Annotated in this window: 13 protein-coding genes; 8 read left to right on the forward strand and 5 right to left on the reverse strand. The window is 37.8% G+C overall.

Annotated features, from left to right (window positions below; genetic code table 11):
- Positions 1 to 10: 10 nt before the first annotated feature.
- Together IGL36_RS03460 and IGL36_RS03465 are read right to left on the reverse strand one after the other, a co-directional pair.
- Positions 11 to 1,777: an ABC transporter ATP-binding protein gene (locus IGL36_RS03460; RefSeq protein WP_002361379.1), complete on the reverse strand. Its 1,767-nt coding sequence runs from the start codon at positions 1,775 to 1,777 to the stop codon at positions 11 to 13.
- A complete protein-coding gene (locus IGL36_RS03465) occupies positions 1,767 to 3,494 on the reverse strand; it encodes an ABC transporter ATP-binding protein (RefSeq protein WP_002397937.1) in 1,728 nt (575 codons plus the stop codon). Before IGL36_RS03465 ends, IGL36_RS03460 begins: the two co-directional genes overlap by 11 nt.
- A gap of 125 nt (positions 3,495 to 3,619) precedes the next feature.
- Here IGL36_RS03465 and IGL36_RS03470 point away from each other — a divergent pair, with 125 nt between their 5' ends.
- The 3 genes from IGL36_RS03470 (at position 3,620) to IGL36_RS03480 (ending at position 6,516) form a co-directional block, all read left to right on the forward strand.
- The gene (locus IGL36_RS03470; protein WP_002387023.1) at positions 3,620 to 4,387 is read left to right on the forward strand and encodes a putative ABC transporter permease; all 768 of its coding nucleotides are present in this window, start codon (positions 3,620 to 3,622) and stop codon (positions 4,385 to 4,387) included.
- 248 nt (positions 4,388 to 4,635) lie between these two features.
- Complete coding sequence (locus IGL36_RS03475; RefSeq protein ID WP_002397936.1) at positions 4,636 to 5,856, forward strand: 3D domain-containing protein; 1,221 nt, start codon at positions 4,636 to 4,638, stop codon at positions 5,854 to 5,856.
- Between the two features lie 96 nt (positions 5,857 to 5,952).
- The gene (locus tag IGL36_RS03480; protein WP_002355832.1) at positions 5,953 to 6,516 is read left to right on the forward strand and encodes a GNAT family N-acetyltransferase; all 564 of its coding nucleotides are present in this window, start codon (positions 5,953 to 5,955) and stop codon (positions 6,514 to 6,516) included.
- A 45-nt stretch (positions 6,517 to 6,561) separates the two neighbouring features.
- On the opposite strand, the gene IGL36_RS03485 is transcribed toward IGL36_RS03480, so the two are convergent.
- Both IGL36_RS03485 and IGL36_RS03490 read right to left on the reverse strand, forming a co-directional pair.
- Positions 6,562 to 7,086 carry an LURP-one-related/scramblase family protein gene (locus tag IGL36_RS03485; protein WP_002355833.1) on the reverse strand — a complete coding sequence of 175 codons (525 nt, stop codon included), beginning with the start codon at positions 7,084 to 7,086 and terminating at the stop codon, positions 6,562 to 6,564.
- A 51-nt stretch (positions 7,087 to 7,137) separates the two neighbouring features.
- Positions 7,138 to 8,007 carry a Cof-type HAD-IIB family hydrolase gene (locus tag IGL36_RS03490; RefSeq protein WP_002386188.1) on the reverse strand — a complete coding sequence of 290 codons (870 nt, stop codon included), beginning with the start codon at positions 8,005 to 8,007 and terminating at the stop codon, positions 7,138 to 7,140.
- A 133-nt stretch (positions 8,008 to 8,140) separates the two neighbouring features.
- Between IGL36_RS03490 and IGL36_RS03495 the strand changes: the two genes are divergently transcribed.
- The 5 genes from IGL36_RS03495 to IGL36_RS03515 all read left to right on the forward strand — a co-directional run bounded on the left by IGL36_RS03495 (position 8,141) and on the right by IGL36_RS03515 (position 11,489).
- Positions 8,141 to 8,821, forward strand: coding sequence for a uracil-DNA glycosylase (locus tag IGL36_RS03495; protein WP_002363309.1), 681 nt, complete (start codon positions 8,141 to 8,143; stop codon positions 8,819 to 8,821).
- Between the two features lie 155 nt (positions 8,822 to 8,976).
- A complete protein-coding gene (gene pta / locus IGL36_RS03500) occupies positions 8,977 to 9,960 on the forward strand; it encodes a phosphate acetyltransferase (RefSeq protein WP_002355836.1) in 984 nt (327 codons plus the stop codon).
- Between the two features lie 141 nt (positions 9,961 to 10,101).
- Positions 10,102 to 10,596: a tRNA (adenosine(37)-N6)-threonylcarbamoyltransferase complex ATPase subunit type 1 TsaE gene (gene tsaE, locus IGL36_RS03505; RefSeq protein WP_002397934.1), complete on the forward strand. Its 495-nt coding sequence runs from the start codon at positions 10,102 to 10,104 to the stop codon at positions 10,594 to 10,596.
- A complete protein-coding gene (locus IGL36_RS03510) occupies positions 10,589 to 11,110 on the forward strand; it encodes a GNAT family N-acetyltransferase (RefSeq protein ID WP_002355839.1) in 522 nt (173 codons plus the stop codon). Before tsaE ends, IGL36_RS03510 begins: the two co-directional genes overlap by 8 nt.
- A 169-nt stretch (positions 11,111 to 11,279) precedes the next feature.
- Complete coding sequence (locus tag IGL36_RS03515) at positions 11,280 to 11,489, forward strand: hypothetical protein (RefSeq protein ID WP_002355840.1); 210 nt, start codon at positions 11,280 to 11,282, stop codon at positions 11,487 to 11,489.
- Positions 11,490 to 11,562: 73 nt separating this feature from the next.
- On the opposite strand, the gene bopD is transcribed toward IGL36_RS03515, so the two are convergent.
- Positions 11,563 to 12,573: a LacI family transcriptional regulator BopD gene (bopD, locus tag IGL36_RS03520; protein ID WP_002358859.1), complete on the reverse strand. Its 1,011-nt coding sequence runs from the start codon at positions 12,571 to 12,573 to the stop codon at positions 11,563 to 11,565.
- Positions 12,574 to 12,577 lie beyond the last annotated feature (4 nt).

Genomic DNA, 12,577 nt, shown 5'->3' on the forward strand with positions numbered 1-12,577 from the left:
TGACTCTTTTTTATTGTGCTTTTTGATTAAACTGTGCTTCGTAAAGGTCACGATAATAACCCTGTTCTTTTTGCAATAATTCGTCATGGGTGCCAATTTCAACCACTTGACCATTGTCCATAACTAGAATTTTTTCAGCACTTTTGATTGTTGCTAAGCGATGGGCAATAACAAAACTGGTCCGGCCAGTCATCATTTGTAAAAAAGCATCCTGAATTTTTTGCTCGGTCAATGTATCAACTGAACTGGTCGCTTCATCTAAAATAAGCATCGGCGGATTACTAATCATCGTGCGTGCAATAGTCATTAATTGTCGTTGTCCTTCAGAAATTTTAACGCCTTGAGAACCAATCTCGGTATCTAGTCCTTGAGGTAAACGCATGACGAAATCAAAAATATGGGCTTTTTTCATGGCTTCTATAATTTCTTCGTCAGAGGCTTCAGGATTCCCGTACGTTAAATTTTCCCGAATGGAGCTATCGAATAGCCAAGTATCTTGGAGAACCATACCAAAACTTTTTCGCAAGCTATCCCGAGTAATTTGAGTAATGTCGTGAGTATCAACCGTAATTTGACCATGGTCGACCTCGTAAAAGCGCATTAACAAATTCACTAATGTTGATTTACCCGCACCGGTTCGCCCAACAATGGCAATTGTTTCTCCTGGTTCAGCAATTAAATTAAAGTTTTCGATTAAAGGTCGCGTCGGCGTGTAAGAAAAATCAACGTCTTTAAATTCAACACGGCCTCGCGCTTCTTTCAAAACAATTGCGTTCGGGGCATCAGGACGTTCAACTGGTTGATCCATCATATCAAAGGTACGTTCCAATCCAGCTAAGGCGGCTTGGATTTGGTTGGTGATTCCTGAGAGTTCAATAAAAGGTTTAGAAAATTGACTAGAGTAAATGGTGAAACTGGAAATAACACCAACTGTGACTAAAGGATTGCCACTTAAAACTAACAAGCCACCGACTAATCCAATTGATAAATAAGATAAATGATCGATAAATCGAGAAAGTGGGTTGGTTAAGGAGGAAGAAAACTGAGCCTTCTGTCCTTTTTCATACAACGTTTGATTCAATGCTTCAAATGTTTCTTGCGTAGCTTGTTCTTGTTGAAAGGCTTTAACAATTTTTTGGTTGCCAACCATTTCTGAAACGAAGCCGGAAATTTCACCAACAATCGTTTGTTGTGCAGCAAAGTTTTTTTGTGAAGCTTTTGCAACAAGCCAGTTTACAATAAAAATAATCGGCGTACTGATAAGAACCACTAATGTGAGCAGGGGACTTAGCCGAATCATAAAGAGCAAAGCAACAACGACGGTGGCCATGCCAGAAAATAATTGGTTGAAGACAGCCGAGCAAGCCATTGAAATATTGTCAATATCGTTGGTAAAGCGACTGACGATATTTCCGTGTGACGTTTGGTCATAATAACTTAACGGTAATTGATTTAAATGGGCAAAGGCATCTTTTCTCAGCTGTGTGGTCGATAAATAAGACACGCGATTACCGAGACGTTGAATCAGCCATTGACTTAGAACGGTTACGAGTAAAATCCCTGCTAATAAACCTAAAATTTTGATGAGTTGCGCAGCATTGACTTGTCCTTTACCAACCATTGTATCAACGGATTTACCTATATAATAAGTCATGAGGACAGTCGAAAAACCACTGAGAATTCCTAGGATTAAGGCGCCAATAATTTCTTTTGGATAGCGTAGTAAATACGGCTTAAAACGTGAGAAGGCACCAAAATGAATTTTTTTAGTTTGCATGGGTATCCTCCTCCTGTGACGCAACGATTTCTTGATACTCTTTAGAAGAAGTAAGTAATTCTTCGTGGGTGCCAAGGCCAGCGACTTTTCCACTATCTAGGACTAAAATTTGATTCGCCGTAGCAATCGAACTCACGCGTTGTGAAATTAAAATAACGGTTGTCTCTGCTCGTTCTTTTTGTAAAGCACGGCGCAGATTCAAATCTGTTTGATAGTCGAGGGCACTCAAGGAATCATCTAAAATAAGTAAATGCGGTTTCCTAATCAAGGCACGGGCAATGGTCAACCGTTGTCTTTGTCCACCAGAAAAGTTTTTTCCGCCTTCGTTAACAGGCGTGTCTAACCCTTGGTCTAATTGTTCAACAAATTCTTTACATTGGGCGATAGCTAATGCTTCCCAACAGTCTTCATCAGTTGCATTTGGTTTGCCCCATTGTAAGTTTTCTCGAATAGTCCCTGTAAATAAGACGGCAGTTTGTGGAACACTTGCAACTTGTTGGCGTAAAGTAAAGAGCGGCCAATCGCGCACATTTACACCATTAATAAAAAGGTTTCCTGCACTCACATCATAAAATCTGGGAATGAGTTGGGTTAAGGTACTTTTCCCGCTGCCGGTAGGTCCTGTGATGCCTAGAATTGAGCCTTTAGGAATCGTGAAATTGATATTTTCCAAAGCCAAACCGGCCTCTGGTTCATAGCGAAAATCTACATGGTCAAAGGTAATATCACCAAATTGTGGAGATGTTTTTGCTGATTCTGGTGTATCTGTTAACTGGCTTTCTACAGTTAAAACCGCATTGACACGGTTTGCGGAAGCGGCAGCTCGCGTAAAAATTACCACGAGATTAGAAGCAACAATTAAAGCGAGCATCATTTGATTCATATAATTGATCAATGCTAAAACTTCCCCTTGTTGCAAGGAACCAAAAGAAACTTTTAAGCCACTAAAATAAAGTAAAAATAAAATTCCAACATTCATAATCAAAGTGGTTAAAGGCGTTAATAAAGCAGAGACATTCGATACGCGAATGTAAATATCGCCTAAATCATCTGAAGCTTTATCAACATGTCGTTGCTCTGTTTCCTTTCTAGCAAACGCACGGATCACACGGACACCGCTTAAGTTTTGACTGATTTGACGGTTTAACCGATCCAAATATTCTTGGACTTTTTGATATAAAGGCACAGTCACTTTAATGATAATAAAGAGAATAAGGCTAAAAATTGGTAAAAGTAATAGGAAAAGAAAACCCATCTGCACGTCAATGTAAAAAGCCATGACCACAGAACCGATACTTAAAAAAGGTGTCCGAATGACCAACCGAATAAACATCGCTAAAGCCAATTGAAGCTGGTTGATATCGTTTGTGATCCGAGTGATGAGGGTATCTGTACCAAAACTATTCAATTCTTTGTGTGAAAGCTGATTAATTTTTTTCATTAATTGATTTCTTAGCTCCGTCCCAAAACCTTGCGAAGCGACTGAAGCATAATATTGACAAATCATGACAAAAAATAAACCAACTAACGACATAACAAGCATCCAGAGGGCCATTTCTATGACAGTCTGTCGGTCGTTTTGACGAATACCGACATCGACTAAGTGAGCCATGAATAAGGGCAAGACTAACTCGAAACAAGCTTCTAAAAATTTGAAGACTGGACCGAGGATAATTTGTTTTCGATAATTTTTTGCGTATTTCAATAAACCAAACATAAGATTCCTCCCTTTGCTGCTCTCATTGTAGCCTAATCTTTCAATGAAAGAAAGTTGTTCGCTACATTTTCTCAACTTCTGTTAAAATAGAAGAAAAGAGCAAAGAAGTGGAGTGTGACAGAAACGTGGAAAAAATGAGTCAGGTTATTTTGTTATTTTTTATTTATTCCTTTATCGGCTGGTTATGGGAAACGGTGTATTGTTCATTAAAAGCCAAAAAATTTGTTTATCGAGGATTTTTGGTAGGGCCTTATTGTCCTATTTATGGATTTGGGGTCTTAAGCGTTCTCTATTTTGTGGAACCCTTTGAGAACAATCTCTTGGTATTGTATGTCGGATCGGCTGTTTTAGTGACGATTTTAGAATATGTCACTAGTTATGGCTTGGAAAAATTGTTCCATGCCTCTTGGTGGGATTATCATGATGTACCTTTTAATTTAAACGGTCGCGTGGCTTTACCGGTTTCTCTTTTTTGGGGATTGGGGTGTGTCTTGATTGTCAAAGTTATTCAACCAGAAATCGCCAAAGTTGTCAGCTTTTTACAAGCAACCTTTGGCAACTACTTAGCACTTTGCATAGTGATTGTAATGGGGCTTGACTTAATTTATACGTTGCTGAACATGCAAGGTTTCAAAAAACTTATTACCGAGATGGGCCAAACGTTGGAAACGAACCAACAAGAATTTAAGCAACGGTTGAACACAAAAATGGAAATCGCTACAGCTGATTGGCAGAAGTTAAAAGAACGAACCAAAAAAGAGCATTTCCAAAATCGGTTAAATTTCCAACAACGTCGTTTTATTAACAATTACCCAAAACTAACTTTAAAAAACATTAAAAATTCCAAAGAAGTTCGGCATCTCTTAGAAGATTTGAAGAAAAAGGGCCAATAATTAACAAAAAATATTACAAAATATTTCAATCAATGGTCTAATGGGATAAAAAAAAGAAAAATCGTCAAAAGCTAGTTTTTAAGGCGTCTTAAGAAATTCTTAAAGAATTGAGATAGAAATGGACTAATGAATAAACGCAGGATAAAAAAAGAGTTGCATTTAAATTGTAACAAATTGTAACACGATTGAAATAAAACAAGCCCTCCTGACTAGTATAATGAGTAGGTGTTTTAGATAAGTTAGGAAAGGTGTTGGATTTAGTGAAGGTTAAAAAGTTGATACCATTTTTAACAACAATGATGCTTATCAATTTTGGACTTCCAGTCGCTGCGGCAGCAGAATCACTTGATTCGTTGCAAGAAAAAGAAGCGCAAGCGAAACAATCTGGGGAGTTAATTAGTAAAGAAATCAATTCAGCCTTAGACGATGTAAATGCTAAATATGCGGAAATCGAACGTTTAAAAACGCAAATTTCGAAAGCGGAAGATACGTTGAAAACTTCGAAAGAGGAAATAGAAAAAACAGAAAAAAATATTTCTCGTCGTAAAGAAGCTGTTGGCGATCGTATGAAGGATATTCAATTAAATGGCGACCAACGTACTTGGCAAGCCTTATTAGATGCAGAAAATTTATCAGATTTCTTTAATCGGGCCTACGCCATGACCGTTTTACAAAACTTTGAACGGGAAAAGATTGAAAGCTTAACTAGCGAAAAAGAAAAATTAGCTGCATTACAAGAAAAAGTTGAAAATACGCAAACAACTTTAAAACAAAATGAAGAGAAATTACAAGTTGAAGCTTCTTCAATGAATAATAAAGTCTCTGAGTTAAAAGAAAAAATGGCGAATAATGAAGAATTATTGGCTCAAATTTCGACAGACAAACAGAAAGAGCAACAACGCTTAGTCAGCGAAAAAGCAGCAGCTGAGGCACAGAAAAAACGTGCAGCAGAAACTGCCAAAGCAGAAGCAGCGAAGAAACAAGCAGCTGCCGACAAACAAGCGCAAGCAGATGCGGCGGCTAAACTAGAAGCCAAAGCTGCTGAAGAGTCAAGCAGTCAAGCATCAAGCTCTTCTACAAGTACGGAAAGCAGTAGCACTGAATCTTCAAGTTCTGCTAGTTCATCCGAATCGTCATCAACGCCAGAATCATCGACAGGCGAATCATCAACACCAGGAACTGGCTCTGGTCGTGTGCTTCAGATGGAATCAACTGCTTATTCTTGGCGCGAAGCTGGTGCAAGTAATCTAAGTGCTACTGGTATTGACTTAAGTAAAGAAAGCAATGTAGTTGCAGTCGATCCAAGTGTAATTCCTCTAGGTTCATTAGTGAAAGTCTCTGGTTATGGCTTTGCTATTGCTGGAGATACAGGTGGCGCTATTCAAGGAAATATTATTGATGTTCATTTTGATTCAGTAGACCAATGCCGTCTTTGGGGACGACGTCAGGTTACAGTAGAAATTCAATAATAAATTTGTTATACTAAAGACAAGATAAAAGGAATTGGCTAAGTCAGTAATGATAGTAGCCAGTTCTTTTTTAGTTAAATGTAAAGGAGAATTACAATGATTCGCTCGGCAACAAAAGAAGACGGTCAAGCGATTGCTCGGCTGGTCTTAGTTATTTTAAAAGATATGGAGTTACCAATTTTAGAAGAAGTCTCAGAAGAACAAATGATTGACCTGTTAGCAGAGGCAACGGCGTATCCAACCTATCGCTATGGCTATCAACGAATTTTAGTTTATGAACATGCAGGTGAAGTTGCAGGGATTGCTGTCGGCTATCCTGCAGAAGATGAAAAGATTATTGATGAACCTTTAAGAGAAGTCTTTAAAAAACATGGCTTAGCAGAAGATGTTCGGCTATTTATTGAAGAAGAAACTTTGCCTAATGAATGGTATTTAGACACGATTTCTGTGGATGAACGTTTCCGCGGAATGGGAATTGGTTCTAAGTTATTAGATGCTTTACCTGAAGTAGCCAAAGCTAGCGGGAAGCAAGCCTTGGGTCTAAATGTTGATTTTGACAATCCAGGGGCGAGAAAGTTATACGCAAGTAAAGGCTTTAAAGATGTCACAACAATGACTATTAGTGGTCACTTATACAATCATATGCAAAAAGAAGTGTAAAAATAACGAAGCTAAAGTCAATCACTTTAGCTTCGTTATTTTTCATTAATCCGTTAAAGGATCAAAATCTAATCCAAAATCATCGGAAGTTTTTTGTTTTTTCTTATTATATAACCAGTAGTCAAGGACAGCTGCTATGCAGATGCACAACGGTGCGTCCTCATCATTGGCAACAGTTAAAACAAAATAGTCGCCTGTACAAAGCATGGTTTTATCCATTGACATAATTTTTTTATGGACTTGATAAATTGAATATTGATGCGCTTTGATATCACCAACAACTGCCCAGTGAAGGCCTTGAACATAATAGAAATCAGCATTCAAATTGAACAGTTTTCGTAGAGTACCCACTTTTTCAAAACGCTGATATAACTCAAATCGTGTGCCAAAAGTCCAAGAAACTTGTTTAATACTGGCTAAAATTTCTCCGTTCATTGCATATAAAGAAAGCGCATCTCCTCGTGTGCCCCAGCGCCCCACCAATAGAAAAAGTGAACGGCCTGCTTGGTCTTTCACGATGGTTCGCGTAACTTTTCCTAACTGTTGTTCTTGAATAAAAAATTCAGACACGACACGATCTCCTTTCTATATATAAATGAGTGCTGTAACTGGTAGTGCTTATTACAAATCTTCTCTTATTGCACGCAGGATGGCTTCGCCAACACCATTTTCTAAATTAGTGGCTGTTTCATATTTAGCGTATTCTTTTAATTCCAGTTCGGCATTGCCCATTGCAAAACTTACCCCAGCCCATTGAATCATGCTGACGTCATTTAAATTATCACCAATAGTCATGACTTGTTCAGCGGGAATCCCACGTTCTTTAGCGACGCGCGCAACCGCAATCCCTTTTTGTGCTAGGCGGTGGTTAATTTCAATATTATTAAGCGCAGAAGAGGTAACAACCAAATCATCTAGTTCTTCTACTTCCATCCCAGCAGGACCTAATACTTTCGGCCCATCCATACTGAAGCCAATAATTTTAAGGACTTCAATCGAATCATCTTTTAAAATGTCGTCTAAACGATCAACATAGGTAATATGCAATAAAGATAGGTGTGCTGAAGCCATGGCAATCGCCACTTTATAAGTTAAATGGGGCATGGATTCTGCAATATGAGCGGCAAAGTTTTCAATTCTTTTTTCTTGATGTTCAGAAAAAATACCTTTATTTGTAGAGATTTCATAGTAAACATTGTGTTGACTCAAAATAGTTAGTACTTCTGTTACTGTTTCTTTTTCGATCCCAGCCGTGAAAAGTGAGTGTCCATCTTTGTCGAACACTTGGGCGCCGTTTAAAGTAATCATGGCGCAGTCAATTCCAGCTTCTTCTAACGCGGGTTTCGCTTCGGTATATGCGCGGCCAGTAGCAACCATAAATTCGATTCCTAAACGTTCCGCTTCGCGAATTGCTGAAGTGTTATCATTTGTGATGCTCATTTTTGCATCTAAAAGTGTTCCATCCATATCTGAAGCAATTAATTTAATCATCGATTCTCTACACCTCATTATCTATTTAAAGCTTACCTATAGTTTACCACGTTTTTCCAAGAGAAAGTACCCAGAAATTTCTTGTCAGGTTTGGAGAAATTCGTTATGCTTAGAGAGCGAAGGAGTGAGCATTATGAAAGAAATTATTCACAATAGTTGGCAAACCGTTTTATCTGCTGAATTTGAAAAACCGTATTATCAAGAATTGCGGGAATTTTTGAAAAAAGAATATCAGACACAAACGATTTATCCAGATATGTATCATTTATTTTCAGCGTTAGAACTAACCCCTTTTGAAGAAGTAAAAGTAGTAATTTTGGGACAAGATCCATATCATGGACCCAATCAAGCACACGGACTAAGTTTCTCTGTCCAGCCAGGTGTGAAAGTGCCGCCATCTCTTGCGAATATTTACAAAGAATTACAAGCTGATTTAGGATACCAACCCGTCAACCATGGCTTTTTAGAAAGCTGGGCCAAACAAGGCGTGTTGTTATTAAATACTGTGTTGACCGTTCGGGCAGGTCAAGCCTATTCCCATCGAGGTAAAGGGTGGGAGCAACTGACAGATGTCATTATCGAAAAGTTGAATGAGCGTGAAAAACCCGTTGTTTTCATTTTATGGGGACGTCCAGCTCAAGAAAAAATTAAAATGATTGATACGACTCGGCATGTGATTATCAAATCGCCACATCCAAGTCCATTGTCAGCACATCGTGGTTTTTTTGGCTCACGTCCGTTTTCTCAAGCGAATGCCGCTCTAGAACGTTTAGGGGAAACGCCGATTGATTGGCAACTTCCTGAAACAGTGTAATGTAACAGTGCAAACTGTTATAGTGTAGAAGAGTTAGTTTGTGAAAAGTTTATCGGATTATTGGTTTTTTTGACTAATACAGCTAGAAAAAACTGTTATTTTCATTGAGAATAGTGTATGATGGATTTTGTAAATATAAAACTGGAGGGTTTATCGTGGAATTATTCGATAGCTTAAAATTTAAAGTCGTACGCCGTAATATCAAAATTGTTTTCCCTGAAGCAACAGATCCTAGAATCTTAGGTGCTGCTGCCCGCTTAAAATCTGATGAATTAGTAGAACCAATCTTAATTGGTGATCCAACAGATATTGCAAATGCTGCTATGGCTCGTGGAATCAACACATCAAACTTTATTATTATCAACCCAAATGATTATGAAAAATGGGATGAAATGGTCGAAGCATTTGTTGAACGCCGTAATGGAAAAGCTACTAAAGAAGATGCTGAAAAAATCTTAAAAGATGTCAACTATTTCGGTACTATGTTAACTTACATGGGTATTGCTGATGGTATGGTTAGTGGTGCTATCCACTCAACAGGTGATACAGTTCGCCCTGCGTTACAAATCATTAAAACAAAACCAGGCGTGAGCCGTACAAGTGGTGCTTTCTTAATGATTCGTGGTCGTGACCAAGAAAGATATTTATTCTCAGACTGCGCGATTAACGTGAACCCAACTGCACAAGAATTAGCTGAAATTGCTGTTGATAGTGCCAAAACAGCTGAATTATTTGACATTGAACCAAAAGTTTCATTGTTAAGTTTTTCAACAAAAGGTTCTGCAAAAGCACCAGAAGTAACAAAAGTTGCTGAAGCTACAAAAATTGCGCAAGAATTAGCACCTGAATATGCGATTGATGGTGAATTACAATTTGATGCTTCTTATGTATCTTCTGTCGCACAATTAAAAGCGCCTAACTCAAAAGTTGCTGGAGAAGCAACAGTCTTTGTATTCCCAGATTTACAATCAGGAAATATTGGCTACAAAATTGCTCAACGTTTAGGTAACTTTGAAGCAATTGGCCCAATCTTACAAGGATTGAACAAACCAGTTTCTGATTTATCACGTGGTGCAAACGAAGAAGATGTTTATAAATTATCAATCATTACAGCTGCTCAAACATTAATGAACGACTAATTAACTATGTCGAAGCATGATAAATAAGCAAAGTAGAAGTTGAGGTTCCCAGGACACTTGGGCCTCAACTTTATTTTTTTGAAGCTGCCACTAGTCAACTTATTGAATTTTCGGTATACTTTCATACATAGATTCTTGCAGATGGGAGGCAAAAAAATGAACATTGTCCTGAACAATCCATTGGAAACAGAAGCAATTGCTAAAATCATTGGACAAAAGGCACAAGCTGGTGATGTAATTGTCCTGACTGGTGATTTAGGGGCCGGTAAGACGACAATGACGAAAGGGATTGCTTTAGGATTAGGCATTTTCCAAATGATTAAAAGTCCCACCTATACGATTATCCGAGAATATCCACAAGGACGACTTCCGTTATACCATATGGATGTCTATCGTGTTGAAGAGGGTGCGGATGAATTAGGGTTAGATGAGTATTTTGAAGGAGATGGGCTATCCGTTGTAGAATGGGGCAGCTTGATTGAAGAAGAATTGCCAGAAGATTATTTAGAAATTATTTTAAATAAAGATTCTCAAGAAGTGGACAAGAGAGTTCTTGAATTCCGCGGAACTGGTCCATTGGCAGAAGAAAGAATAGCAGAGATTTTACAAGCGTGGGAGGCTCGCGAATATGACTGAACAAACATTTTCTATTCGAGAAGCAGTGCCTACTGATGCGGATCAATTACTATCTGTGATGTCAAAAATTGGGAGTGAAACGCCCTATTTGGTAATGGATGAGCGAGGAATGGCTATGTCGACAGCAGAATTGGCTGAAAATCTAGCAACACTCTATGAATCGCCAAATAATGTTTTATTGGTGGCATTAGCGGGAGAAGCGATCATTGGGACCGCATCTGTGTCTGCTTCTTCTAAAAAGCGGATGGAGCATATTGGTGAAATTGGCATTAGTATTTTAAAACAGTACTGGGGCTATGGACTGGGCAGTATCCTGATGGAAGAACTTATTCGCTGGGCGCATGAAAGTCATGTTATTCGTCGCTTGGAATTAACGGTACAGGATCGTAATCAACGAGCGATTCATGTCTATAAAAAATTAGGTTTTGAAACAGAGGCAATTATGCCTCGGGGCGCCAAAACAGACCAAGGTGAATTTTTAGATGTTCATTTAATGCGTTTGCTGATTGATTAATTATTGGTTAATAATTTTAATTTCTTAAATAATCGAACGATAATTGCATGAAAAAACAAAATTTTCGCAATTATCGTTTGTTTCATATTTATTTTTCTGATATTTTTGTTATAATTATAGAAGAATTTAACGAAAAAATGAAAATTTATTTTGGGAAGGAATGTAAGAAATGGCGAAGGCAACGAAAATGAATGTTAACTATCGAGAGTCGATCTTGGATCGTGCGTATCGTTTAGAGCTAATAAAAAAAGATGAGTATGCAAAACATCAAGAAAAATTATCATTATTAAATGAAAAATTGTCTGACGGGGAACCAGCTCAATTTGATGCAAAAGAAGAAACGTTTTGGAAAAAAATTTCGCAAAAAGTTATTTTATAAAAGTAATACATACGAATAAGAGCGTACACATAGAAAGAAGCGTAAGCAGTGTTAAACTGCTTACGCTTCTTTTTTAATGAATAGGAATAACTGTTTCACGCTTAATTAATTTGTGAGGAATAACGAGACGGACACCATTCGTCAATTCTTCATGGATTAATTCATATAATTTTTTCATCGCCATTCGACCTAATTCTGACGTGTCGATGTCAATGCTTGTTAGATAAGGATGTGTCAATGTTGAAAAGATTGAGTTGTTAAAACTAATAATGGATAACGTTTCAGGAACTTGATAACCATAGATTTGCGCAAGTTGCATCGTCCGCAAAGCAAAGATATCATCAATCACCACCAACGCCGTGGCATTATTTTGATGAAGAATGTCATCAAAAGCCATGTAATCTTCAGGTTTTTCTAACGCAACGCTTGGTAAAACAGTTAATCCTTGCATCATCATTGCTTTTTGATAACCAAAGTAACGTTCAAAGTACAAACTTTCATGCGTTGTATTGGTCACAAATAAAATATTTTTATGGCCGTTTTCAATTAAAAATTCCGTCGCTTGTTTCCCTAATAATTGATTATCATTATCCACGTAAACTATTTCCGTTTCATGTTGGTAAGGTTGACCAATTAAAGTAAAGGGAATGTTGTTTTCATATAAGTAATCAATGACGGGGTCCTTACTATCTGAATACACAAGAATAAAACCGTCCACTTGTTTTTGAAGATGCATTCTTTTAACGTTTTCTAATAGTACATCAAAACTTTTGGCAGTTGCAATAGCAGTAGTCATATCGTAAAGACGGGCTTCTTCGTTGATGGCTTCCATAATTTCTAAATAAAATGGATTCCCTAACCGTTCTTTCGAATCTAAAGGAGGTAAAATTACGCCAATGGCACTTGAAATTCGTTTACCCAAATTCCGTGCCGTCATATTTGGCACATAGCCTAAGTCATCCATGACTTTTCGCACTTTCTTTTTTGTCGATTCAGAAATACTAGGATGATCGTTAATGACACGCGAAACGGTTGAAGTTGCAACCCCCGCTTTCTTAGCGACATCTTTTACTGTAATTGCCATTTTT

Source organism: Enterococcus sp. AZ011 (genome assembly GCF_050548355.1).
Taxonomy (GTDB): Bacteria; Bacillota; Bacilli; order Lactobacillales; family Enterococcaceae; genus Enterococcus; species Enterococcus faecalis.

Coding starts and splice junctions, on each gene's coding strand:
- IGL36_RS03460 (WP_002361379.1), bottom strand. CDS start 1,777: ATGCAAACTAAAAAAATTCATTTTGGTGCCTTCTCACGTTTTAAGCCG.
- IGL36_RS03465 (WP_002397937.1), bottom strand. CDS start 3,494: ATGTTTGGTTTATTGAAATACGCAAAAAATTATCGAAAACAAATTATC.
- IGL36_RS03480 (WP_002355832.1), top strand. CDS start 5,953: ATGATTCGCTCGGCAACAAAAGAAGACGGTCAAGCGATTGCTCGGCTG.
- IGL36_RS03490 (WP_002386188.1), bottom strand. CDS start 8,007: ATGATTAAATTAATTGCTTCAGATATGGATGGAACACTTTTAGATGCA.
- IGL36_RS03495 (WP_002363309.1), top strand. CDS start 8,141: ATGAAAGAAATTATTCACAATAGTTGGCAAACCGTTTTATCTGCTGAA.
- tsaE (WP_002397934.1), top strand. CDS start 10,102: ATGGGAGGCAAAAAAATGAACATTGTCCTGAACAATCCATTGGAAACA.
- IGL36_RS03510 (WP_002355839.1), top strand. CDS start 10,589: ATGACTGAACAAACATTTTCTATTCGAGAAGCAGTGCCTACTGATGCG.
- IGL36_RS03515 (WP_002355840.1), top strand. CDS start 11,280: ATGGCGAAGGCAACGAAAATGAATGTTAACTATCGAGAGTCGATCTTG.
- bopD (WP_002358859.1), bottom strand. CDS start 12,573: ATGGCAATTACAGTAAAAGATGTCGCTAAGAAAGCGGGGGTTGCAACT.